A 24,205-nucleotide genomic window follows, 5' to 3' on the forward strand; every position below is an offset into this window, starting at 1 on the left:
ACGTTGATGGACGTGCCACACCGAAAAATCCGCATACCCGAGGCCGGATCGCCGCGGCTGAGCGAGGGATTCGACCGGGTGCGCCGGGAGTTCGACCTGCCCGACGAGTTCCCCCAGGCGGTCCTCGACGAGGCCACGGCCACCGCCTCGCGGCGTTTCGTCGGCGACGACCGGACCGACCTGCCGTTCCTGACCATCGACCCGCCCGGCTCGATGGACCTCGACCAGGCCCTGTGCCTGGAGGAGCGCCAAGACGGCTACCGCGTCTGGTACGCCATCGCCGACGTCGGCGCGTTCGTCCGCCCCGGTGGGGCGATCGACCGGGAGGCCAGGAAGCGGGGCGAGACGGTCTACCTGCCCGACGGGCGGGTGCCGCTCCATCCGCCGGTGTTGTCGGAGGGCGCGGCCAGCCTGCTGCCGGGCGAGATCCGCCCGGTGGCCCTGTGGTGCATCGACCTCGACGCCGAGGGCGAGGTCGTCGGGTTCGACGTCCGCCCGGCGCTGGTGCGCAGCCGCGAGCGGCTCGACTACGACTACGTGCAGACCCTCGTCGACACCGGCCGCGCCGACGGGACCCTGCGCCTGCTGGCCGAGATCGGGCCGCTGCGCATGGAGATCGAGCGCGCCCGGGGCGGGGTCACCCTGCCCACGCCCGACCAGGAGGTCGTGCGATCGGGCGACGGCTACCGGGTGGAGTTCCGCTCGCCGCAGCCGTGCGAGGAGTGGAACGCGCAGATCTCCCTGCTGACCGGGATGTGCGCGGCCCAGATGATGCTCGACGCCGAGGTGGGCGTGCTGCGGGTGCTGCCCGCCGCCGGGCCGGCCGACGTCGACAAGGTGCGGCGCATGGCGCTGGCGCTCGGTGTGCCCTGGCCCGAGGGGGCCGGCTACGGCGAGGTCGTCCACGGCCTCGACCCCAAGATCCCCGGCCACGCCGCGTTCCTGCACGAGTCGACGATCCTGCTGCGCGGCGCGGCCTACGTGGCCTTCGACGGCGAACCGCCGCCCGACGCCCTGCACGCCGCCGTCGCCGCCCCCTACGCCCACGTGACCGCTCCCCTGCGCCGCCTGGTCGACCGCTACGCCACCGAGGTCTGCCTGGCGGTGGCGAGCGGCGAACCGGTGCCCGAGGACATCGCCGAGGCGCTGGCGGAGCTCCCCCGCGACATGACCGCGGCCACCCGGCGCTCCTCGGGCGTCGACCGGGCCTGCGTCGACCTGGTCGAGGCGTTCCTGCTCCGCGACCGGATCGGGGAGACGTTCGAGGCGGTGGTCGTCGACGTGGCCGAGAACGGCAAGGGTGGCCAGATCCAGCTGGCCGAACCGGCGGTGATCGCGCGCTGCGACGGCGCGGGGTTGCCGCTGGGCGAGCGGGTGTCGGCCCGGCTGCTGCGCGCCGACACGGCGACGCGGGAGATCCGGTTCACGTGGATGCCCGAGGCCGAATGATGATCCTTACTACCGGATTTATCGGCTGATATCGTCTCGGGTCAGGAAAGCATCGCGTACCACTGACAGTACGGGAGGCTAGCTTGACACCTGATTTCGCCGGTCACGCCAGGATCATGGCCCTCGCCGACCTGGTCACCCCGATGAGCGTGCGGACCGCCGTCACCCTCCGCCTCGCCGACCATCTCGACACGGGCGACCGCACCGCCGACGACCTCGCCGAACACACCGGCACGGCCCCGCGCCCGCTCCGCAAGCTGCTCGACCACCTCGTCCACCTCGGCCTGCTGCGCGCCGAGGACGGGCGCTACGGCCTCACCGACCTGGGCCGGCTGTTACGCCGCGGCGACGCGCCGATGGGCCCGTTCGACCAGCTCGACCTCGACACGGTGCTGGGCCGGACCGAGTTGTCGGCCGTGCACCTGCCGCACAAGCTGCGCACCGGCCGGTCGGTCTACCACGGCATGTACGGCACCGACCTGTGGAGCCACGTCGATCAGGCGCAGGGCACCCCCGAGGCGCTGTCGGCCCAGCTCGCGGTGCCGCCGGGGTTCGACGTCGAAATTCTGCTCGACCACCCCGTCCTCGCGCGGGCCCGGACGGTCGTGGACGTCGGCGGCAACACCGGCGCCCTCGTCGAGGCCCTTCTCACGAAACATCCGGATCTGTCGGCGACGCTGATCGACCTGCCGAGCTTCGCCGGGGCCGCCGCGCGGCGGTTCGCCTCGGCCGGGCTCGGCGACCGGGCCACCGCCCTCGGGCAGGACTTCTTCGAACCCCTCCCCCCGGCCGCCGACGTGTACGTCCTGTCGGCGGTGCTGGCCGACTGGGACGACGAGGCGGCCGTCCGGCTGCTGCGCAACTGCGCGCTCGCGGCGGGCGACACCGGCCGCATCCTCGTCTCGGAGGTGAGCCTCACCGAGCGGCTGCGCCACGTCGACACCGGCATGACCCTGTGGTTCGAGGCCGTGATGGAGAACCCCGACCGCTCCCCCGACGACCTCGCGGCGCTGGCGGCCGAGGCGGGGCTGAAGGTGGCGGCGGTCGACCGGGCGGGCACCCGGATCGTGCTGGAACTCCATGGCTGAGCCGGTGGACCACGACGTCGTGGTGGTCGGCGGCGGGCCCGTGGGGCTGATGACCGCGTGCGAACTGGCGCTGGCCGGGGTGCGGGTGGCGGTGGTCGAGCGGCGCACCGAGGTCGACCCGACGATCAAGGCGATCGGGCTGCACATCCCCTCGGTCGAGGCGTTCCAGCGGCGGGGGCTGCTGCCCGCGCTGCTCGACGCGCAGCGGCGGCAGGCGCAGGAACTGCTCGCCGCCCTCCCCCGCCGGGCCGACTTGGCCCGGGTGCCCGTCTCCTCCGACATCGCGGGGCACTTCGCCGGCCTCACCGTCCCGCGTTCGCTGGTCGACTACGCCGACCCCGACTTCGGGGCGGCCTGGTCGCGGGACATGATGCCGGTGAGCCAGCAGGCGCTGGAGGCCATCCTCTCCGAACGGGCCGCCGCCCTGGGGGCCGAGCTGCGGCAGGGCGCCGAGATGGTGAAGTTCGCCGACGACGGCGACGGGGTCGACGTCGAGCTCGACTCGGGCGAACGGTGGCGGTGCGCCTGGCTGGTGGGGGCCGACGGAGGGCGCAGCGCGGTCCGGCGCGGCGCGGGGTTCGACTTCCCCGGCACCGACCCGGAGATCACGGGCCACCAGGCCGTGGTGGAGTTCGCCGACCCGGAGGTGCTGACTCCGGGGTGGAACCGCACCGGGAACGGCGTCTACGTCTACACGCCGCTGCCCGGCCGCATCCTGACCGTCGAGATGGACGGCCCGCCGCCCGACCGGACCGCGCCGGTCACCCTCGCGGAGCTGCAGGACAGCGTCCGGCGGGTGTCCGGGACCGGGGTCACGATCACGAAGGTGCGGTCGGCAACCCGGTTCACCGACCACGCGCGGCAGGCGAGCACCTACGTCAGAGGGCGGGTCGTGCTCGCGGGCGACGCCGCCCACGTCCACTCGCCGTTCGGGGGGCAGGGGCTGAACCTCGGGCTGGGCGACGCGCTGAACCTCGGCTGGAAGCTCGCCGCGACCGTGCGGGGGTGGGCGCCTGCCGGGCTGCTGGACACCTACACGCGCGAACGCCACCCGGTCGGGGCGTGGGTGCTCGACTGGACGCGGGCGCAGATCGCGCTGATGCGGCTCGACCCCCTCACCGAGTCGCTGCGCCGCATCGTCGGCGACCTCATCGCCACCCCGAGCGGCGCGACCTACACGGCGAAGCAGTTGTCGGGGGTGCTGCAGAAGTACGACCTGCCCGGCGACCACCCGCTGGTCGGATGCAGCGCGCCCGACCCCGGCGGCCACGTCGCCGAGGCCCTCCAAAGCGGCAAGGCGGTCGTCACCGGCCCGGCCGGAGCCGGGGCCGCTCGGGCCGACCGCCTGGTGCACGTGGAGTCCGACCGGCCGATGCTGGTCCGTCCCGACGGCTACGTCGCCTGGGCCGCCGAGGATCCCGGCGACACGGCCGGGCTGGAGGAGGCGCTGCGCCGCTGGCTCGGCGGGTCATGACGAACGGTCGGCGGCACGGGCGGCCAGCGCCCGTGCCAGCCGGGCCCGCCCCTCCGCCACGAGCCTGGCCAGCGCAGGCGGCGGGGCGGCCTGGGTGAGCCACTCGCCGACGGCGTCGATCGTGGGCTGGTTTACGGCCCACGAGGGGAACAGCACCATCGCCGGGCCGTGGGCGCCCTCGCCCCGCCGCCGCCACACGCCGGCGATCTCCGCCAGGTAGCGGGCGGCGTACGGGCGCAGCAGGTGCTTCTGGGCCGGGTGGGCGAAGCCGCCGATCACGGCTTCGACGGTCGCGCCGGGCAGGCTCTCGTCGTGCATGGCCCGCCGCCACGCCTCCTCCTTGTGGCCGGGCCGCAGCGCGCGGGCCCGTTCGGCCTGCGAAGGGCCGAGGAAGGCCGGGCCCCGGGCGAGTTCCGCCTCGATCTCGGCGTCTCCGGCGACGCCGTGGGCCACCAGCGCCTGCACGATCCGCCAGCGCGTCAGCGGGTCGACGGGCTGCTCCAGCCAGTCGCGGACGTGCGCGAGCTGGGGTTCGTCCAGGACGCCGACCAGCAGCGCGTTCACCACCACATGGTGGCGGTCGGAGCCGGGCTCGGCGGCGTCGGCCTGCCCGATCAGCCAGGCGGCGTGCGCGCGCCAGCCGACGGGCGACCACTCCGGGTCGGCGTAGGTGTCGAGGGCGGCGTGCGCCTGCTGGAGCAGCCGCCGCGACACGCCGGTGTCGGTCTCGGCGGCCAGCCCCCGGTGGACGAGGGCCACGTAGTCGCGGGCCCGGAACTCGGCGTCGCGGGTCATCTCCCACACCGCCGACCAGGCCAGCGCCCTCGGCAGCGGGTCGGCCAGGTCGCCGATCCGGTCCAGGACGGCGGCCCGGGACGCGGGGTCGAGGCGGATCTTGCAGTAGCCGAGGTCGTCGTCGTTGACCAGCACGAGCACGCCGCTGGGGTGGCCGACCAGCTCGGGGGCCTCCGTGCGGGCCCCGCCGACGTCGAGCTCCTGCCGGTGGATCCGCACCAGCCGCCCGTGGCCGTCGTCGTCGTAGACCCCGACGGCGACGCGGTGGTCGCGCAGCAGGCCGGCCGTCTGCTCGACGGCGAACGCGGTGAACCGCCCGTCCTCGTCGGCCGACCAGACCGGGCGCAGGGTGGCCAGGCCGGTGGTCTCCAGCCACTGCCCGCTCCAGGCGGACAGGTCGCGTCCGGACGCCTTCTCCAGCGCCGCCAGCAGGTCGCGCAGCGTCGCGTTGCCCCACGCGTGGGCGGCGAAGTAGCCGCGCAGCCCGGCGAAGAAGTCGTCCCTGCCCACGCGGGCGACGAGCTGCCGCAGCAGGGCGGCTCCCTTGGCGTAGGTGATGCCGTCGAAGTGCACGGCCGCCGCCTCGACGTCGGGCACGTCGGCCGCGACCGGGTGGGTGGTGGGCAGCTGGTCCTGCTGGTAGGCCCACGCCTTCTGGAGGTTGGCGAAGGCGGTCCAGGCGTGCGGGTGCCCGCCCGTCTCGGCCTGGGCCAGCACGCTCATGTACGTCGCGAACGCCTCGTTCAGCCACAGGTCGTCCCACCACGTCATGGTGACGAGGTCGCCGAACCACATGTGGGCCAGCTCGTGCAGCACGGTCTCCTCGCGGGCCCGCAGGTCGTGCTCGGCTACGTGGCCCTGGAAGAGCATGTCCTCCTGGTAGGTGACGCAGGCGGCGTTCTCCATGGCGCCGGCGGTGAACTCCGGGACGAAGCACTGGTCGTACTTGGCGAAGGGGAAGGGCACGCCGAAGGTGTCTCGGTAGTAGGCCAGTCCGCGCCGCGTCTGGGCGAACAGGCGCTCGGCGTCCATGTGGGGGGCCAGGGAGGCCCGGCAGTAGAGCGCCAGCGGGATGTCGTCGTCGGCGCGCCATTCGGCCCACGGGCCCGCCACGACGGCCACCAGGTAGGCGGGCAGCGGCGGGGTCTCGGCGAAGTGGTGGCGGCGGGCGCCGTCGCCGAGGGTCTCGACGTGCCGGACGGGGGTGGTGGCGCGGACCGTCCACGACGCGGGCGCGGTCACGGTCAGCGTGTAGGGCGTCTTGAGGTCGGGCTGGTCGAAGCAGGCGAAGACCCGTTTGGCGTCGGCCGGCTGGAAGTGCGTGTAGAGGTAGACCGCGCCGTCGGCGGGGTCGGTGAAACGGTGCAGTCCCCGGCCCGACCCGCTGTAGGCGCAGCGGGCCCGCACGGTCAGCTCGTTGTGCGCGGCCGTGCCCGGCAGCACGATGCCCTCGGCGGGGTCGTACCGGCTCAGGTCGAGCGGGCGTCCGTTCAGGACGGCCTCGTCGGCCGACCGGGCCACCAGGTCGATCCACGACGCCTCGCCGGGCCGCCGGCCGGCGAAGCGGACCGTGGTGACGGAGGTGAAGTCGTCGTCGCCGGTCAGGTCGAGCGCGACGTGACAGGACTCCACGGCGATCAGCCCGGCACGATGGCGGGCCTGGTCCCTGGTCAGATTGGGTGTGTCCACGGGCGACCTCGGCGCGTCGACGATGATCGTTTCCGGGCAGCCGTCACGGGTGTTTCGCGGCCCCCGACGTTTTATTAATAACACGGAAACTGGCAGAAACGGACTTACTTCTCCGTTGACATGTTCTGGACAGATGTGGTCTTCTGCCTCTAGCCCACCCCTAATAGGAAGGTGAGTCAGGTATGACATCTGTTACAGCGACACTACCCGCAGTAGAGGAGAGAACAGCCGATCCGCAGGTCATGAAGGACGTCAACGACGCCCTCATGGGAATTTCGGGATTCGCGGAGTTCAGCGCCGCGACCAACGGATTCCTCAAGGGCGACGTCGACGTGGAGCAGGCGCTCGAGGCCATGGCCCCGTTCCTGCGCGGCGAGATCTGCCGCGACGAGGCCGACCGCGAACGCATGATCCAGCTCGGCCAGACCATCGAGGCGAAGTGCGGCTGGGCGTCGGTCATCGCCACCCTCACCGCCTGCACGGCCGCCTTCAGCTGCTCGGGTTTCTGCTGCTGAGAAGCCCGGCGCGACCGCTCCACCCGCTCCACCGCTCCACCTGTGCGAACTCCGCCCTTCCACCGCGTTCACGGGCCCTTCTCCTCGGCCCGGCGCCGCGAGTCGTACAGAAGAAAGACCGCCCTTTCATGTCGGCGGCGCAATTCTGCGAGTGTACGTAGATGACAGGCTCAAAACAGTGATCGGTACGCCGGAATCCGCCTGGGATTTCCTGGGCGGATTCCCGAGCATGCCCAATGATAAAAGGGAAATGCGGTGCCCGAGGGCTACGACATTCTTGAGCAGATCAATCTCGAACTGAAGAGCATCGACGGAGCCGCCGATTACCGGGCCGCCGCGCTCGGATTCATCAAAGGCGACCTGGAGCTCGACGACGCGATCGAGGCGATGACGCGCGTCCTGCACGGCGACGGCTACGGCAACGCCGACCACCGCAAACGCATCATCGAGCTCGCGCAGACCGCCGAGGAGCGCTGCGGCTTCGTCACGATCACGGTGAGCATCGCGGGCTGCACCGCCGCGTTCAGTTGCTCCATGGGATGCTGCTGACCCGATCGGAGATACTTTGAACGCCGACCCCGCCGACGTCGTCGTCCGGGCCGATCGGCTCACCGCCGAGAAGTCCGTCTTCACCGCCGGCCGGCCCGTGCTCGACGAGGTGGCGGCCGTCCGCGCCCTCGCCGGGCACGGCGTGCTGAGCCCCGGCCAAACCCTGGATCCCCGGCTGGCCGTCGTCGACGAGTCGCGCCGCTGCCGGTGCCTGATCGTCCGGCTGGGCGACGCCGGCTGGGTGGTCAAACAGGGCACCTCCGCCGAGACCCAGGAGACCCTCGACCGCGAGGCGGCGGTCTACCGCGTGCTGCGCGGCTCCACGTTCGCGCCCTACCTGCCGCGTTTCTCCGCCTTCGACGACCGCGCCGGCCTGCTGGTGACCGAGTTCGTCGACGGGCGGGCGCCCCGCGACGCCCACATCGACGACCCGGCCCGGCGGCAGATGACGGCGGTCGGGATCGGCGCGGCGCTGGCCCGGCTGCACACCGTCGCGGGCGACGGCGGCCTCCCGGCGCTGGAGGCCCCGCCCATCCTCCGCTGCGGCCACCCCACCCTCGACTCCATCGAGTTCCACAGCCCGGCGTCGCTGGAGGTGGTCAGGACCGTCCAGGCCAACCCGGCGCTGTCGGAGCTGCTCGACGGCGTGCACGCCCAGTGGCGCGCCGACGCGATGGGCCACGGCGACCTGCGCGGCGACAACATCCTCATCCGGCCCTCGGGCGAGCCCGTCTTCATCGACTGGGAGATGGGCGGCCCCTGCGACCGCCGCTGGGACGTCGCCGGCCTGCTCACCGAACGCATCGTGTGGTGGCTCACCGACCCCGACGCGTGGGTGCCGATGGAGGCGCAGGCCACCGCGAACGCGGCGGCGGCCGAGGGGCTGCGCGAGATCCGCGAGTTCGCGCACGCCTTCCTCGGCAGCTACGTCGTCACCTACGCGGGCGAGCTCGACCTCGCCAAGGCCGGCCTCGACGACCTGATGCGCTGGTGCGGCGCGCGGCTGGTGCAGTTCGCCGTCGAGCAGACCCACCAGCGCAGCGTGCCGCTGGCGACCTCACGGCAGCTCCTGCAGATGGCGGCGAACTTCCACACCACCCCCGGCGTCGCCGCCCGGACCTTCTTCGGATTGGCGATCAGCGATGGATGACAACCGGGAGACCGTCGCCGCCGCGCTGGCCGCCGCGACCGTCTCGCCGACCTACGACCTGGCCTGGTTCGGCGAGGTCGTCGACACGATCCGGCCGCTGCCCGACGAGGCCATGATGCGGGAGGCGGCGGGCTCCTTCGTCAGCCGCCTGCTCTACCGGGGCTGCTACCTGTTCGGCCGGCCGCGCCGCGAGGTGGCCGCCTTCCGCGAATCCATCATGGAGGGCCTCCCCTCGACCCGGTCGGCCCGGTTCGTCAACGCCGCCGTGTACGCCGGCTCCCGCGTCGCCCCCACCTCCCGGCGGCTCCCCCTGGTCACGACCGGCGCCGAACCGCTGATCGACCTGGAGGGCGTCCGGGTCAGGCTCAGCCTCCCCGGCCCGGCCGAGCACGTCGAGGTGCACATCCCCGGCGTCTCGGTGACCAAGTCGCCCGGGTTCGTGCTCTTCCGCAGCCCCCACGGCCAGCCCGGCGCCGACGGCCAGCGGCTGGTGCGCGTCTACTGGAACCTGGCGGCCGCCGGGGCGGTCGGCCTCATCGACCCCCTCACCCGGCTGGTCGGCGACCTGCCCTACCACTTCAAGGTCGTGCACGCCGACGCCGACTGGCCCGAACGCGCCGACAGCGCCGTGCTCTACATCGGCCACGAGGACCTCGCCCGCGTGTGGCCGGGCCTGCGCGACCTCCACCGGCGGTCGCTGCCGATGATGCGGCCGTACGTCCCGGCGCTGACCCGCAGGGCCGGTCTGGGGCTCGGCGTCGCCGAGGACCCGGGCGGCGGCGAGAGCTACGGCATGTTCGTCTGCGAGCGCATCGCCGAGGGCCTCATGCGCGCCCACGCCGAAGGGAGCGCCGACCGGGACCTCCAGCTCGCCTACGTCGCCGAGGCGTTCGCGAAGACCGGCCGCTCCCTCGCGGTCCCCCACGCGACCGCCGAGGTGGCCGCCCTCCTCGACGACCTCACCGGCGCGACCCCCTCGGCCGGGCCGGTCGCCCCGGGCGGGCTGACGGGCGAGGCCGAACGGCTCGCCCGGCGCATGGCCGCCGACGCGCTGACGCACGGCGACCGCTGCACCTGGCTCAAGCCCCACCCCGACATCGGCGGCCGGGCCGGGTGGGTGCCGATGGGCGCCGACGTCTACGACGGCACCGCCGGCATGGCCCTGTTCCTGGCCCAGCTGCCCGACCCCGCGTTCACCGGCCTCGCCGCGAAGGCGGCCCGGCACGCGCTGGCGGCCGCCGCCGACCTGCCGGGCCCCGGCCTCTACAGCGGCGTCTCGGGCGCCGGCCTCGCCGTGGCGCTGGCCGGACGCGCGCTCGGCGACGCCGACCTGGTCGAGCGCGGCTTCGCCCTGGTGGACGCCGCCGCCCGCGACGCGATCGGCGGCACGGGCCCCGCCGACGTCATCGACGGGACGGCCGGCGCCCTGCTGGCGGTCCTGGCCGCCCATCGCCTCGGCAACCCGACCGGCCTGCGCCTGGCCGCCGACCTGGGCGCCACCCTGATCGGCCAGGGCGACGACACCGGCGGCACGTTGTCGTGGACCCCCGGCTTCGTCGGCTACGCCCACGGGGCGGCCGGCTGCGCGCTCGCCCTGGCCGACCTGGCCGAGGCGACCGGCGAGCCCGCCTTCCTGGCCGCGGCCAAGAGGGCGGTCGCCTACGAGCGCACCTGGTTCCACGACGGCAACTGGCGCGACGCCCGCACCGCCCACGAGCGCGGGCCCGACGGCGACCTGACCCTCGAACCCGACGTCAACCGCTACGACTGGTGCTACGGCGCACCCGGCATCGCCCTCACCCGCACGAGGCTGGCCCCGCACGAGGCCGCGACCGGTTTCGCGGCCGCCCGCCGCGCCGCCGTCACCCACCCCGCGCTCGTCTACGACATGTGCGTGTGCCACGGGTCGGCCGGCATCGCCGAGATCCTCTCCCTCGCCCCCGCCGATCTCGCCGATGACGGCGACGGCGACCTGGCCCGCGACCTGACCCGCCGCGCCCTGGACGCCCACCACGACGACCTGGCCTGGCCCCGGGGCTACGGCCTCATGCTCGGCGCCGCCGGGGTCGCGCTGGCCGCGCTGCGCCGCGACGACCCCGCGCTCGTCTCACCGCTGCACCTGACCCGCCCGTCTTCACCCGAGGAGGCCCCCCGTGGACGCTGAGCCGCCGCCCAGGCCGCAGTACGACCTGAACGCCCTGCTCGTGGAGCTCGAACGGTCGTGGTCGACGGTGCCCGGCATCGACGACTTCGTCGGCTCGGGCGCGGCCTTCGTCAAGGGCGAGGAGGCCGACCTGGAGAAGACCGTCGACCGCATGATGTCGTTCTTCAACGGCGAGATCGGCGGCTACTCCACCGAACGCCAGCGGCTCGTGCTGCTCGCCCAGAACATGCGCAAACGCGCCGGCGGCGTGCCGATCGTGCTGCTCACGTTCACCACCTGCACCGAGGTGCTCTCCTGCTCCTACGCCTGCTGCTAGCTACCCGGCGATCACGGTCTGCAGGAGGGCCAGCCCCGCCAGCAGCGCCGGGCCGCGCACCAGCTGGAGGATCAGCCCCAGGGGCGTCGGGCCGAACAGCCCGACGTCCACGAGCGGGCTGGCGTAGTCGAGCGGCGGGCGGGTCGCCACCCGGTAGGTCACCGCCAGCGCGCCGACGGCCGACACGGCCGCCGTGAGGAGGGACAGGCCGGGCACCAGCGCCCAGGTGACGGCCGACCAGACCACCGCCCCGGCCGCCGGGACCGCCAGGAACGCGAGCGTCAGCATCAGATCGGAGCCGCCCATCGCCCGCCGGATCGACGGAGAACGCGATATGACCCGCAATCCGGCCGCCAATCTGTCGACGGCCGCGAATGCCGTCACCGTGTGAAGGGCGGGCAGAAAAGCCTCCAGCCCGACGACATAGGCGCCATAAGGCACGGAAATCAGCGCCGCCCATATGAAGAATCCCGTCGGCATGCGCCGGATTCGCGCCAGGTCGCTTTTCACCGACGCGGTGAAAAGATTTCCGCTTATCGCCGCCGGACGCACCCGCGCCACCGACCGCGCCCGCCGTTCGAGCACGATCGACCAGAACATCGTCACGTCGAGGGACAACACCGACACGTGGGTCGCGGTGGCCAGTTCGGCGCCCGACGACACCTTCCCCCGCGTCATCGCGCCGAGGCCGCGCCGGGCCCACTCGGCCGCCGCCACCGCCGCCGCCAGCGCGACCACCGCGGCCACCGTGAACGGCGGCGACCCGGCCGACTCCAGCCCGGTCAGCGTCAGGCCGGGCCGCAGCACCAGCACCGCGACCGCCACGGCCACCAGCGCGTAGGCGGCCACGCTCAGCCGGCGCTGGACGCCGGCGACCGGCCGGTCACCGGCCTGGACCCGCACGCACACGCAGGTCAGCACCACTCCGGCCGCCACCCAGCAGGCCACCCACGCCACGACCGGCACCGACAGGCGGGTCACCGCGAGGAAGACGAACCCGACGAGCGCGCCTGTCACCGCCCCCACGGCCAGCGCCGCCGCCAGGTGCCCGCGCAGCAGGGCGCCGCGGTCGACGGGCGTGCTGAGCAGCCACGTGCGCGCCGCAGAACCGGCGTAGAGCGGGCCGAACGCGAGCAGCCCCTTGGCCAGCAGCACCAGGCACACCACGGCCAGCACCGCCGCCGTGAGCTGCACGACCGAGGCGCGCACCAGGTCGGGCACGCCGCCGCCGTCGATGCGCGCCACCCCGGCCTCGGTGACCTCGACCACCAGCCCGCCGAGGATGCCCAGGTAGATGAGGCGCTCCAGGAGCATCGAGAGCAGGAAGCCCAGCGGGCGACGCGGCCTTCGGGCCCGCCGGCGGTGGCGGAGCTCGGCGGCCCGGGGCGGCGCCTGGACCTGGAGGACCGTCATCCGGCCACCTCGATCGTCCGGTCGGCCACCGCGTCGATCAGTTCGTGGTCGTGGGAGGTGAACAGCACGGCCACGCCTGCCGCCTTCTCCTTCTGCAGCCGGTCGGCCAGCCAGGCCCGGCCGGTCACGTCGAGCCGCTGCTCGGGTTCGTCGAGCAGCAGCAGCCGACGCGGCCTGACCAGGCACGACGCCAGCCCGAGCCGATGGCGCTGGCCGCTCGACAGGGTGATCGGGAGCTGGTCGGCAGCCCCTTCGAGGTCGAGGTCGCGCAGGGTGGCCGCCACCAGGCCGCCGGGGTCTTCGGAGCCGTGGGCCCAGGCGTAGAGGGCCAGGTGGTCGACGACCGACATGTCGGGGAAGTAGTCGACGTCGTCGAGCAGGGAGGCCATCGCGGCCCGGACCGCCGGGTCGGACTCGCGCAGCGGGACCCCGTCGAACTCGACCAGCCCCTCGTCGGCGTCCTCGACCCCGGCGACGCACCGCAGCAGGGTGGTCTTCCCCGACCCGTTCGCCCCGACGACCGCCACCGCCTCACCGGCCCGGAGGTCGAAGCCGACGTCGTTCAGCACCGGGAGCCGGGAATAGGATTTATGCAGACCGGACACGCGCAGCAATGCGGATGGGGCCGTTGCGCTCATCGGGGATTACGCTCCTCAATCGTCCGGAGATGCCGTATCGCTAATGTGCTCAATTGCCGTCGGCGTGATTGTAACCGAATTCGAGAAAGCGCGAAGGGCCGCTCCGCGATGAACGCGGAGCGGCCCTTTACAAAGTCAGGTCACTTCCTGAGACTCCACGTGGTGCCGTAGCCGCCCAGGTGCAGAGCCAGGAACACGGCGCCGGCGATGGTCAGCGTGGTCACGGTCAGGACCGCGCCGACGGCGTAGCCGCCGATCGCGAAGACGAGGGCGACGAGGAACAGGACAGCGGCGAGCAGAGCGAACATCCGGACCTCCGGGGGGCGTGGGGTGTTACATAGCGGATTTCCGCCGGGTAACACCCGGAATCTCCCCACGGGGATACGGTGGGCGAACGAACCACTACCCGCGCCTGACCGGCCGGTCAGTTCGCCCCCGGCCCTACGTCAGCGACGAGTAGGCCACCACCCCGCGCCGCATGGCGTCGATCGCCTTCGTCGAGGTCTCGCGCACCTTGCTGCCCTTGGGCGCGGCGTCGCGCAGCTGGCCCAGCAGGTCGAGCAGCTGCTTGATCCACCGTACGAAGTCGCCCGCCGCCAGGTCGTTGTCGGTCAGCACCGCGTCGAGGGTGTGGCCCTTGGCCCAGCGCCAGGCCGCCCACGCGAAACTCATGTCGGGCTCGCGGGTGAACGACAGGTCGTGGTCCTGCTCGACGGCCTCCAGGTCGGCCCACAACTTCACCATCGACGCCAGCGCCTCCTTCGCGGCCCCGGCCGGGACACGGGGGCTGCGGTTGTCGTCGGTCTGGCGTGATTCGTACACCAGGGACGAGACGCAGGCGGCCAGTTCGGCGGCGTCGAGCTTCTCCCAGATGCCGCCGCGCAGGCACTCGGCGGTCAGCAGGTCGAGCTCGGTGTAGAGCTTGGCCAGGCGGCGGCCCTCGTCGGTGACGGTCTCGCCCTCGAGGTAGCCCAGCTGGTCGAGGATGCCGCAGACCCGGTCGAAGGTGCGGGCGATGACGTGGGAACGCCCCTCGACGCGGCGGCGCAGGCCCTCGGTCTCGCGCAGCAGCTTGTAGTAGCGCTCGGCCCAGCGGGCGTGGTCTTCGCGCTCGTCGCAACCGTGGCAGGGGTGCTGGCGCAGCTCGCGGCGCAGCCGCAGGATCTCCTCGTCCTCACCGGCGTGGTCGCGGGCCCGCACCGGCTTGCCCAGGTCGACGTCGCCGAGCTTGGCGTGCATGGTGGCGACCAGGTTGGCCCGCTCCTTGGGGCTGCGGGCGTTGAAGTTGCGCGGCACCCGGATGTGCTCGACCGGCTCGACCGGCACCGGGAAGTCGGCCGGGGTCAGCTTCTTGACCTGCTTGCCGACCGTCAGCACCAGCAGCGACGGGCCCTCGCCGCGCACGCTCACCCCCGGGTCGAGCACGACGGCGAGCCCGGCCCGCCGCCCGCCGGGGACGCGGATGACGTCGCCGACCTTCAGCACCTCCAGGCTCTGCACCGCCTGGGCCCGCCGGGCCGCGCCGCGCTGCTTGGACAACTCGGCCTCGCGGTCGGACAACGCCCGGCGCAGCGCGGCGTATTCGGGGAAGTCGCCCAGGTGGCAGGTCATCGCGTCCTTGTAGCCCTGGAGCGCGTCTTCGTGCTTGCGCAGCTGACGCGCCAGCCCGACCACCGCGCGGTCGGCCTGGAACTGGGCGAAGGAGTCTTCGAGCAGGGCCCGCGCCCGCTCGCGGCCGACCTGGCCCACCAGGTTCACGGCCATGTTGTAGGAGGGCCGGAAGCTGGAGCGCAGCGGGTAGGTGCGGGTGCTGGCCAGGCCCGCGACGCCGATCGGGTCCATGCCCGGCTGGTAGACGACCACCGCGTGGCCCTCGACGTCGATGCCGCGGCGGCCGGCCCGGCCGGTGAGCTGGGTGTACTCGCCCGGGGTCAGGTCGGCGTGGGTCTCGCCGTTCCACTTGTCGAGCTTCTCGATGACGACCGAGCGGGCCGGCATGTTGATGCCCAGGGCCAGCGTCTCGGTCGCGAAGACCGCCTTGACCAGGCCCTTGGTGAACAGCTCCTCGACGACCTCCTTGAAGGCCGGGAGCATGCCCGCGTGGTGGGCGGCCAGGCCGCGCTCCAGGCAGTCGCGGAAGTCGAGGTAGCCGAGCACCGCGAGGTCTTCGTCGGGCAGGTGGGCGGTGCGCTCGTCGACCAGCTGGCGGATCTCGTGGCGCTCCTCGTCGGTGGTCAGCCGCAGGCCGGCGTACAGGCACTGCTTGACGGCGGCGTCGCAGCCCGCGCGGGAGAAGATGAACGTGATGGCCGGCAGCAGGCCCTCGGCGTCGAGGCGCTCGATGACCTGGGCGCGGTCGTGGGGGGTGCGCCGGGGGCGGTTGTAGCCGCGTTTGCCGCGCACCTGGTTGAGGCGCTGCTCGTCGCGGGAGATGCGCATCAGGTTGGCGTTGATGCGGGTCGCGCCGTCTTCGTTGGCGAACAGGTCGAAGAGGCGGTTGCCGACCAGCATGTGCTGCCACAGCGGCACCGGGCGGTGCTCGTCGACGATCACCGTCGTGTCGCCCCTGACCGCGCCCAGCCACTCGCCGAACTCCTCGGCGTTGGAGACCGTGGCCGACAGCGCGACCACGCGCACCGACTCGGGCAGGTGGATGATCACCTCTTCCCAGACCGCGCCGCGGAAGCGGTCGGCGAGGTAGTGGACCTCGTCCATGACCACGTAGCCGAGGCCGCTGAGGGTCTGGGAGCCCGCGTAGAGCATGTTGCGCAGCACCTCGGTCGTCATGATGACGATCGGGGCGTCGCCGTTGACGCTGTTGTCACCGGTCAGCAGACCCACGTTGGCCGCGCCGTAGCGCCGCACCAGGTCGTTGAACTTCTGGTTCGACAGCGCCTTGATGGGCGTCGTGTAGAAGCACTTGCGGCCCTGCTCCAGGGCCAGGTGGACGGCGAACTCGCCGACCACGGTCTTTCCCGACCCTGTCGGGGCCGCCACCAGCACGCCGTCTCCGGCCTCCAGCGCCTGGCAGGCGTCGAGCTGGAACTCGTCGAGCTCGAAGTCGTACAACCCGCGGAACGAGGTGAGCGCAGGGCCCGACTCGGTCTGCTGGTCACGGAAGGCGGCGTAGCGTTCCGCAGGCGTGCTCATGCCGTCAACCCTACCGATATTCCTGTTACGGCCGTGTCATCACCGTCAGCGCACCGGCACGGGCCGTGCAGGTCAACGGGGTCGGTCCGGCGCGTTCGCCGTCTGCGTAGGCGATCACGCCGGGTGCCTCCAGGGTCACGGAACCGGCACGATGGATCTCCACGGCCGGGTGTTTCGCGTGGGTGCCCAGGAAGACGCGGGGAAAAGCGCGCAGGAAGGCGGCCGTCGGCAGCGCCTTGAGGATCACCACGTCGAGCAGCCCGTCGTCGGGCCGGGCGGTCGGGCAGATCTTCATGCCGTTCCCGTACGACCGGGTGTTCCCCACGGCCACCAGCATCGCCTCGACCTCGCGGGCGGGGTGGTGGTCGAGGGTGACGCGGAACGGGATCGGCCGGAACTCCCGCAGCTCGCGGAGCACGGCGGTGACGTAGCGGGCCGGGCCCGTCATCGCGTTGGCGCGTTCGTTGACGCGCGAGTCGAAGCCGCAGGCCAGCACCCCGGCGAACCAGCGGTCGCCCACGGTGGCGGCGTCGATGACGCGGGGCACTCCCCCGGTGACCAGCTCGGCGGCCCGTAACGGGTCGCGCGGGATGCCGAGGTCGGCGGCGATGTCGTTGCCGGTGCCCATGGGGATGATCGCGAGCGGCACGCCCGTGCCCGCCACCGCCTGCACGGCCAGGTGGACCAGGCCGTCACCCCCGCACGCGACCACCACCGGCGGACGCCTGCGCACGGCGGCGCGGGCCCGCTCAAGGGTGTCGCCCGCCGACGCGCCCGTGATCACCTCGGGATCGGGCAGCCGCGCCAGCACCGGGCCCAGACGGCGGGCCCCCCGGCCGCCTCGGGCGGCCGGGTTCACCAGGACGACGGGCCGGTTCACTCGGACGGCGTTCCGTCGAGCTCCTCTTCGATCTGCCGGGCCTTGAGGGCCGCGGCGGCGTCGGCGCGTTTGTCGTGGAAGTACATGAACGCCTCGGCCACGAAGAACAGGCCGATCATCGGCAGCGCGAGCGCCAGCATCGTGAACGGGTCTTGGCTGGGGGTCGCGACGGCGGCGAACACGAAGAACCCGAAGACCACCATGCGCTGGTGCTTGGCCACGGTCTCGTAACGCACCACGCCGATCAGGTTCAGGAAGACCAGCAGCAGCGGCAGCAGGAACGACACGCCGAAGATCAGCAGCATCATCATCAGGAACGTCAGGTAGTCGTTGACGTCGATGAGCGGCACCGCGTTCTCGGGCACGAAGCCCAGCAGCAGCGACAGGCCCTTGTCCATCGTCAGGTAGGCGAGCGTCGCGCCGGCCAGGAACAGCGGGAACGCCAGGCCGAGGAAGGTGTAGCTGTAGCGCTTCTCGTTGCGGTAGAGGCCCGGCGTCACGAACGCCCAGAGCTGGTAGATCCACAACGGCGAGGCCACCACGATGCCGAAGATGAAGGCGACCTTCAGGTTGATGAACAGACCGCCGGTGACACTGCCGACCACCAGGCTGCACTCCTTGCCGCCGCCGAGCCGGTAGGCGTCGGGGAGCCGGCAGAAGGGCCCGGTCATGAAATCCCAGATCGGGTCGAAGAAGACCAGACCGAGGATCGTCGCGAGCACCACGCCGATGATCATCTTGAACAGGCGGTTGCGCAGCTCGCGAAGGTGGTCCATGAGCGACATGCGCCCATCGGGATCGTCCGCCGCGGCCGAGGGCTTCGGCGTCGACGACCTCTTCAACAGGGCCATCCCATGATCCTGTCTCGAAAGAAGGTGCGGCGGGGGTCAGTTCTTCTTGTCGGACGGCTGAGCGGCCGGCTGCGAGGTGGCGCGGAGCTTCGCGTTCTCCTCCTCGAGCTGGCGCAGCCGGTCTTCGACCGACGGCGTCGCGGTCGCGGGCGGGATCTGCGCCGGCGGCGCCGGGGCGGGCTGCGGCGTCACGGTCTCGGCCTGCGCCTGCACCACGGTGGACTTGTCGTCGTCCTCCTCGCGGAGCTTCTGCGTCTCCTTCTTGAACAGGCGCAGCGACTGGCCCAGGGCACGAGCCGTGTCGGGGAGCTTCTTGGCGCCGAACAGCAGGATGATGATGAGCCCGATGATGATGAGCTCAGTGGGTCCCAGGCTTCCCATGACACGTCCTTAAGGGGCGGGTGATGCACGTCCTTGCCCGATCGTACGCTGCGATCGCAGTGCTCATCACCCTTCAGGGGGACGAATCGGGTCCATTCGACTCTTGGCCCGCTCGATTTCGGCCCCCAGTCCCCGGGCCGCAACGAAGACCCGAATGGCCAGAACCCCCACCAGCAGCAGCCCGGCGACCCCCAGCCCGACGAGTAACCAGAGCACGTCAGACGCCGACCTCGTAGTTGGCCAGGGTCTGCTTGGCGGTCTCGGCGACCCGCTCGGCCAGGCTCTCGGGGCGGACGACCCGGCCCGAATCCCCCAGCCGCAACGCCAGTCGCACCAGCCAGCCCTGGTCGCGGGCGCGCAGGGCCACCCGCTGGCGGCCCTCGCCGAGCTCCTCGACCTCCTCGACCGGGTAGTACTCGGAGATCCAGCGCCCCGAGGGAGTGACCTCGAGCTCGACCAGCTCGTCGGTCTCGGAGGGGCGGAAGACGCCCTGCGTGACGTCCATCGGCTCGGCCTCGGCGGGCGGGTCGGCGGGCACGTCGAGGACGGCGACGTCCTGGATCCGGTCGACGCGGAACATGCGCATCGCCTCGGCCCGGTAGCACCAGCCCTCGAGGTAGTGGCGGCCGTCGACCAGGACGACCCGCAGCGGGTCGACCTCGCGCGGGGTGACCTCGTCGCGGCCGGGGGTGTAGTAGACGAGCGACAGGCGGCGGTTGCGGCGGGCGGCGTCGGTGACGGTCGCCAGCGCGCCCGGGGCGGCCTCGACCTCGACGGTGACCTGGGTGCTGACGGCGGCCGCGCCGTCGCCGGCGGCCTGCTCCAGCTTGGCCACCACCCGGCCCAGGACCTCTCCCCCGGCGAACTCGGGCAGCTCGCCGAGCATGCGCAGGGCCACCAGCAGCGCGCTGGCCTCGTCGACGCCCAGCTTCAGCGGCCGGGCGATCGTGTCGGCGTTGTCGATGAGGATCTCGCCGCCGTCCCAGGAGACGTCGATGAGGTCACCGGGGGTGTGGCCGGGCAGGCCGCACATCCAGACCAGCTGGAGGTCGTCGATGAGCTGCTTCTCGTTGAGCCCGAACACCTTGGCGACCTCGGGCACCGAGGCGCCCGGGTGGGACATCAGGTAGGGCACGAGGGCCAGCAGCCGGGGCAGCCGGTCGTTCAATGGAGGGCACCCTTCAGACGGCGGAGCACGGCCTCGCGGGCGTCGGGCGGGCCGTCGACCACCGCGTCGGGCCCCAGGCTGGCCAGCCAGCCCGCGAGCCGCTCGGGGTCGGTGAAGACGATGTCGGCCTCGTCCCATTCGGCGCCGGGCCGCACCTCGCGGGCCAGGTGGCGCAGGCCCTGGCAGGTGCCGGGGCGCACGCGCACCGTGGCGGTGCGCTCGGGGCCCGGGTCGTCTCCGGCGTACGCCACCAGCGCCCGCAGGTCGGCGCCCTCGGGCACCTCGACGCTGCCCGGCCGCCCGGTGGGCGTGACGTCGCCGACGATCCGGCTGAGCCGGAAGACGCGGGTGCCGTCGCGGGTGCGGTCGTGGCCGACGACGTACCAGCGGCCGCGGCGCGAGAGCACGCCCCACGGCTCGACCACGCGCTTGAGGACCGTCTCGCTGCCCGCGGAGCGGTAGCTGAAGGTCACCGCCCGGCGGTCGCGGACCGCCTCCCAGAGCGGGGTGAAGGCCGCGTCGCGGGTGTCGACCCGCAGCTCCAGCGGCCCCTCGGCCAGGTCGGTCTCGACGCCGCCGGCCTTGAGCTTGAGCATCGCGCCGCCGGCCGCCTCGGCGAGGCTGGCCCGCTGCCAGACCTGCGCGGCCAGCCCGAGCACGGCCGCCTCGTCGGGCTCCAGCGTGATCTCGGGCAGTTCGTAGGACTGCTTGACGATGCGATAACCCGGGTCGTCCTCCCACGGGTCCTTCTGGACCTCGATCGGGATGCCGATCTCGCGGAGCTCGTTCTTGTCCCGCTCGAACATCCGCTGGAAGGCCTCGTCGTTGACCGGGTCGTATCCCGGGACCGCGAAGCGGATCTGCTCCGCACTCAGCGGACGCCGGGTCGACAGCAGGCAGATCACCAGATTAAGCAACCGTTCCGTCTTCCGCCGCGACATCGGCCCTCCTTCCTGACTCGAACGCTACCCTTTTCCGGTGATCAGATGGCGCAGGGGCGAGGTCCGTGAGATCAGGCGCGAATGGCCCGGCGCGCTCGAGATCGAGGTCGCCGTCGACGACGGCTCCCGATGCCGGGCGCTGGCCTATCCGCCGCTGGTGGGCCGCCCCGAGCCCGGCGACACGGTGCTGCTGAACACGACCGCGCTCGCCATGGGCCTCGGTACGGGAGGTTACGCCATGGTGGTGGCGATTCCTGACCGTTTGCCACAAGATCCCTCGGGGCCGGGGCATCTCGTCAAGGCCCGGTACACCCCCCTGCAGGCCACGGTTCTGGGCGCCGACGAGCAGGACTCCCCCCACCACGAGGTTCTGCGCGAGGCCGACTCCCTCGACGGTATGCCCGTCGTGGTCGCCGACCTGCACTCGGCCCTGCCCGCGATCCTCTGCGGCCTCTATCTGGAGCGCCCGGCGGCCCGGGTGGCCTACGTGATGCTCGACGGCGGCGCGCTCCCGGCGTGGTTCTCGATGGCGTGCGCGAAGCTCCGCGAGATCGGCTGGTTGACAGGCGTTGTCACGGTCGGCCAGTCGTTCGGCGGCGACCTGGAGGCGGTCACCACCCACACCGGCCTGCTGGCCGCCCGCCACATCCTGGACGCCGACCTGACGGTCGTGGCCCAGGGCCCCGGCAACCTCGGCACCGGCACCAAGTGGGGCTTCTCGGGCGTCTCCTCGGGCGAGGCGGTCAACGCCGCCGGCGTGCTGAACGGCCGCCCGGTGGCCGCCCTGCGCGTCAGCGAGGGCGACCTCAGAGAGCGCCACATCGGCGTCTCCCACCACAGCCTCACCGCCTACGGCCGCGTCGCCCTCACCCGCGCCGACGTCGTCGTGCCCGAACTCGGCGGCGACTTCGGCGCCCGGGTCGAGCGCCAGGCCGCCGTCCTGGGCGACCGCCACAACCTGGTGAAAGTCCAAACCGAGGGCCTGTACGACGCCCTGAAGGCCTCCCCCGTAGGTCTGTCGACCATGGGCCGCAAACTCGACGAAGACCTGGCCTACTTCCTCACCTCGGCGGCCGCCGGCCGCCACGCCGCCACCCTCCTGCCCGCCTGACCGGAAGCCCGACTGGCCGGAAGCCCGCCTGACCGCCAGCCCGGCGATCAGGGCCCCTGTTCCCGATCGCCGGGTTTTCCGGGTGATGCGACATCCGCACCGATCGGCGGCCCTGAGCGGCTCTTGGGCCTCAGATGTGCCGTGGCGGGGCGGACCGGGCGCGGCCGGTCGGCGCCGGTTGCGGCGCGGGGCGGAGGCGGCGGTCGGTGCCGAGCGGGCGGAGCCGTAACGGACCGGCGTTTGCACCCCTGGACGGCGCGGGAGGATGACCGCGACCCGAGCTACCCCCGAGCACCGTTGGGTTCGTAGAACTCTTTGAAGGTGAAGGCGTCGGGGGTCGGGCCCTTCTGGCGGAGCAGGGTCAGCCGGTTCCACGCCTCCTTGAGCGAGGGGATCTCGCCCTCCTCGACCCACCACATCACCGTGTAGGGCTCGGCCACGCGATGGAACCACTCGCGGCGGCGCTGGAGGATCGCCAGGTGGGGCGAGCGGTAGACGAAGTTCCACAACGCGTCGCGCGACTCCCAGATCGAGTAGTTGATCAGCAGGTGGTCGCCGAACTCGTGGGTGATGGTCTCTTCGGGGTCGTCCTCGTTGGCGATGGCGCGCCAGACGAAGCCGGGGGCGGCGTCGGCCTGGGTGTTCACGGGTTCGAGGGCGGCGACGAACTCGGCCAGCAGGGGGTCGTCGACGGGCGCGCGCATGTGGGCGACGTTGAACTGGGCCAGATGCATGGCCTCACCGTCGCAAAGCGGGGGCCTCTATGTCAACTTTGATTTGTTTTAGAGTTCTCTTGGGGGAAGACGACGCAGCACTCCCCCGGACGGGGATCGAGCCGGGGCGCGCCGGGCTCCCCCCGGCCTTCGAGCAGCCCCCGGCAGAGGGAGAGGTTCATCGAGCACACCAGCAGCGGCTGCTCCTGGGCGAGCACGTGGAACGGGCAGTTGCGCAGCCGCAGCAGGCCCGCGTCGTCGTAGGGCTCGTAGCCGCGTTCGGCGAGCAGTTCGGGCAGCGTCGCGGCGGCGCTCTCGGCCCCCAGACGCGCGCCGATGCGGTGGGCGGCCTTCTCGGCCACCTCGTCGCCGCCCAGCAGGTCGACCACCTCGGCCAGCACCAGGGCCAGAGTCCGGTAGTCGCGCGGCGGCACGCTGACGACGTGCTCCCCTGGCGCCCGGCGGTAGACCTTCGCGGGACGGCCGCTGCCGGGACCCTTCTTCTCGGTCAGCCGGGCGAAATCGGCCTCCAGCAGGCCCGCCTCGACAAGCTTGTCAAGATGAAAGGCCGCCAGGGGGCGCGCGACGCCGGCCGCTTCCGCGGCCTCGTTGCGCCCGACCGGGCGGCCTTTCGAGGTGACGAATCGGTAGAGCTCACGGCGGACGGGGTCGTTGAGGGCCGCGACCGCCGCGAGATCGTCCATGGTTCTTACAGGGCGCCGAGCACGTCGACGACGAACACCAGGGTGTCGGTGCCCTTGATGCCGGCGTCGGGCTGGCCGGCCTCGCCGTAGCCGAGGGCCGGCGGGATGGTGATCAGCACGCGGCTGCCGACGTTGACGCCGGTCAGGCCCTGCTTCCAGCCGGGCACGACCTGGTTGAGCGCGAACGAGGTCGGCTGCTTGCGCTCCCAGGAGCTGTCGAACTGCTTGTCGGTGCCCCAGATCTTGCCGGTGTAGTGGACCATCACCGTCTGGTTCTCGGCGACCTTCGGGCCGTCACCCTGGATGACGGTCTTGACCGTCAGGTCCTTCGGCGGCTGCGCGGAGGTCGTGGTGGTCAGCGTCGGGGCGGTGTCGCCACCGGGGTTGACAAGCTTGACACCCTCGATGCCGGGGTCGTTCGCCTTGCCCTCGGCGGCCTTGGCGGTCGCCGACACGACGTCGATGACCAGCACCTGCGAGCTGGTGGTGAAGTCGGTGCCCTGGCTCTTGGCCTGCTCGACCACGGCCGGGTCGATCGAGTCCTTGCCGACCACGACGAGCACGCGACCGCCGGGCTTGCTGCCCAGCAGGCCGTCGTAGAGCGCCTTGGGCATCTGCTGCTGGCTGATCGGCACGAACTCGGCCTGGCCGGTGTCGTAGGCGGAGCCGGTGGCCTTGTTCTCCTTGCCGTCCCAGGTCCAGACGCTCACCTTGGCGACGAGCGTGTCGCCGTCGGCGGCGGCGGCGCCGCTGCCCTCGGAGATGACCCGGGTGGACGAGACCAGCGCCGGACCCCCCTTCGGGAAGGTCACGCTGGGCTTCTTGCCCAGGTCACCGGAGACCTTGATGTCTTTCGGGTCGGCGGCGGGGCCGACCGGGGCGGCCGCGGCGGCGCCCGACGAGGCGGCCGCGCTGGGCGCGGCGCTCGTGGCGGCGGCGGAAGGGCTGGCTCCGGTGGCCGTCTTCTGTGCGGTGCCGCACGCGACGGCGGACAGCAGCAAAGGAAGTGCGGCGGCGGCGATGGCCGTGCGGCGGCGCATGTGAAAGTCCTCAGGAATATGACAGC

At 72.4% G+C, this 24,205-nt stretch carries 22 protein-coding genes; 9 read left to right on the top strand and 13 right to left on the bottom strand.

The features are described from left to right. The first annotated feature begins 6 nt into the window (after window positions 1–6). The 3 genes from AW274_RS27175 (at window position 7) to AW274_RS27185 (ending at window position 4,011) form a co-directional block, all read left to right on the top strand. A complete protein-coding gene (locus AW274_RS27175) occupies window positions 7–1,449 on the top strand; it encodes an RNB domain-containing ribonuclease (RefSeq protein WP_083974853.1) in 1,443 nt (480 codons plus the stop codon). An 83-nt stretch (window positions 1,450–1,532) separates the two neighbouring features. Further along, window positions 1,533–2,537, top strand: coding sequence for a methyltransferase (locus AW274_RS27180; RefSeq protein ID WP_157520752.1), 1,005 nt, complete (start codon window positions 1,533–1,535; stop codon window positions 2,535–2,537). Further along, entirely contained in the window at window positions 2,530–4,011 is a 1,482-nt protein-coding gene (locus AW274_RS27185; RefSeq protein WP_062437438.1) for an FAD-dependent oxidoreductase, read from the top strand. The genes AW274_RS27180 and AW274_RS27185 overlap by 8 nt, the downstream gene beginning before the upstream one ends. Here AW274_RS27185 and pepN read toward each other — a convergent pair. Further along, entirely contained in the window at window positions 4,006–6,495 is a 2,490-nt protein-coding gene (gene pepN / locus AW274_RS27190; protein WP_062437440.1) for an aminopeptidase N, read from the bottom strand. The two genes, AW274_RS27185 and pepN, sit on opposite strands and share 6 nt — an antisense overlap. A 242-nt stretch (window positions 6,496–6,737) precedes the next feature. Here pepN and AW274_RS27195 point away from each other — a divergent pair, with 242 nt between their 5' ends. The 5 genes from AW274_RS27195 to AW274_RS27215 all read left to right on the top strand — a co-directional run bounded on the left by AW274_RS27195 (window position 6,738) and on the right by AW274_RS27215 (window position 11,189). Next, entirely contained in the window at window positions 6,738–7,010 is a 273-nt protein-coding gene (locus AW274_RS27195) for a hypothetical protein (protein ID WP_062437442.1), read from the top strand. Window positions 7,011–7,265: 255 nt separating this feature from the next. Next, window positions 7,266–7,559 (top strand): hypothetical protein, encoded by a 294-nt coding sequence (locus AW274_RS27200; RefSeq protein WP_062437444.1) that lies wholly within the window; start codon window positions 7,266–7,268, stop codon window positions 7,557–7,559. 16 nt (window positions 7,560–7,575) lie between these two features. Continuing rightward, window positions 7,576–8,709, top strand: coding sequence for a phosphotransferase family protein (locus AW274_RS27205; protein ID WP_062437446.1), 1,134 nt, complete (start codon window positions 7,576–7,578; stop codon window positions 8,707–8,709). After that, the gene (locus AW274_RS27210) at window positions 8,702–10,873 is read left to right on the top strand and encodes a lanthionine synthetase LanC family protein (protein ID WP_062437448.1); all 2,172 of its coding nucleotides are present in this window, start codon (window positions 8,702–8,704) and stop codon (window positions 10,871–10,873) included. Before AW274_RS27205 ends, AW274_RS27210 begins: the two co-directional genes overlap by 8 nt. Beyond that, on the top strand, window positions 10,863–11,189 hold the full coding sequence (locus AW274_RS27215; RefSeq protein ID WP_062437450.1) for a hypothetical protein: 327 nt from the start codon (window positions 10,863–10,865) through the stop codon (window positions 11,187–11,189). The genes AW274_RS27210 and AW274_RS27215 overlap by 11 nt, the downstream gene beginning before the upstream one ends. Here the strand turns inward: AW274_RS27215 and AW274_RS27220 are convergent, their stop codons facing one another. From AW274_RS27220 to AW274_RS42190, 9 genes are all read right to left on the bottom strand, one after another. Next, window positions 11,190–12,602: a DUF6297 family protein gene (locus AW274_RS27220; protein WP_062437453.1), complete on the bottom strand. Its 1,413-nt coding sequence runs from the start codon at window positions 12,600–12,602 to the stop codon at window positions 11,190–11,192. It abuts the gene before it with no gap. Beyond that, entirely contained in the window at window positions 12,599–13,171 is a 573-nt protein-coding gene (locus AW274_RS27225; RefSeq protein WP_198169433.1) for an ABC transporter ATP-binding protein, read from the bottom strand. Before AW274_RS27225 ends, AW274_RS27220 begins: the two co-directional genes overlap by 4 nt. Window positions 13,172–13,380: 209 nt before the next feature. Then, complete coding sequence (locus AW274_RS41535; RefSeq protein WP_169806404.1) at window positions 13,381–13,548, bottom strand: hypothetical protein; 168 nt, start codon at window positions 13,546–13,548, stop codon at window positions 13,381–13,383. Between the two features lie 133 nt (window positions 13,549–13,681). Next, window positions 13,682–16,390, bottom strand: a complete 2,709-nt coding sequence (locus tag AW274_RS27230) for a DEAD/DEAH box helicase (RefSeq protein WP_062437457.1) — start codon at window positions 16,388–16,390, stop codon at window positions 13,682–13,684. A 25-nt stretch (window positions 16,391–16,415) separates the two neighbouring features. Beyond that, a complete protein-coding gene (locus AW274_RS27235; protein WP_062437459.1) occupies window positions 16,416–17,270 on the bottom strand; it encodes a diacylglycerol/lipid kinase family protein in 855 nt (284 codons plus the stop codon). Continuing rightward, on the bottom strand, window positions 17,267–18,121 hold the full coding sequence (tatC, locus tag AW274_RS27240; protein ID WP_062437462.1) for a twin-arginine translocase subunit TatC: 855 nt from the start codon (window positions 18,119–18,121) through the stop codon (window positions 17,267–17,269). Before tatC ends, AW274_RS27235 begins: the two co-directional genes overlap by 4 nt. Window positions 18,122–18,157: 36 nt before the next feature. After that, window positions 18,158–18,502, bottom strand: coding sequence for a Sec-independent protein translocase subunit TatA (gene tatA, locus AW274_RS27245; RefSeq protein ID WP_062437464.1), 345 nt, complete (start codon window positions 18,500–18,502; stop codon window positions 18,158–18,160). A gap of 217 nt (window positions 18,503–18,719) precedes the next feature. Continuing rightward, window positions 18,720–19,670: a helix-turn-helix transcriptional regulator gene (locus tag AW274_RS27250; protein WP_369408676.1), complete on the bottom strand. Its 951-nt coding sequence runs from the start codon at window positions 19,668–19,670 to the stop codon at window positions 18,720–18,722. Further along, the gene (locus AW274_RS42190; RefSeq protein ID WP_062437467.1) at window positions 19,667–20,611 is read right to left on the bottom strand and encodes a helix-turn-helix transcriptional regulator; all 945 of its coding nucleotides are present in this window, start codon (window positions 20,609–20,611) and stop codon (window positions 19,667–19,669) included. The genes AW274_RS27250 and AW274_RS42190 overlap by 4 nt, the downstream gene beginning before the upstream one ends. Window positions 20,612–20,648: 37 nt before the next feature. On the opposite strand from AW274_RS42190, the gene AW274_RS27260 reads away from it, so the two are divergent. Continuing rightward, window positions 20,649–21,722, top strand: coding sequence for a DUF3866 family protein (locus AW274_RS27260; protein ID WP_062437469.1), 1,074 nt, complete (start codon window positions 20,649–20,651; stop codon window positions 21,720–21,722). Window positions 21,723–22,003: 281 nt separating this feature from the next. Here the strand turns inward: AW274_RS27260 and AW274_RS27265 are convergent, their stop codons facing one another. Genes AW274_RS27265 through AW274_RS27275 form a run of 3 tightly spaced genes read right to left on the bottom strand, consistent with a single transcriptional unit; the run spans window position 22,004 to window position 24,179 of the window. Next, a complete protein-coding gene (locus tag AW274_RS27265) occupies window positions 22,004–22,456 on the bottom strand; it encodes a DUF3291 domain-containing protein (RefSeq protein WP_062437471.1) in 453 nt (150 codons plus the stop codon). Between the two features lie 32 nt (window positions 22,457–22,488). Next, entirely contained in the window at window positions 22,489–23,139 is a 651-nt protein-coding gene (locus AW274_RS27270) for a helix-turn-helix transcriptional regulator (protein WP_062437473.1), read from the bottom strand. 5 nt (window positions 23,140–23,144) lie between these two features. Then, a complete protein-coding gene (locus AW274_RS27275; protein WP_062437475.1) occupies window positions 23,145–24,179 on the bottom strand; it encodes an FKBP-type peptidyl-prolyl cis-trans isomerase in 1,035 nt (344 codons plus the stop codon). Window positions 24,180–24,205 lie beyond the last annotated feature (26 nt).

It is taken from the genome of Herbidospora daliensis (assembly GCF_001570585.1).
GTDB classification, from domain to species: domain Bacteria; phylum Actinomycetota; class Actinomycetes; order Streptosporangiales; family Streptosporangiaceae; genus Herbidospora; species Herbidospora daliensis.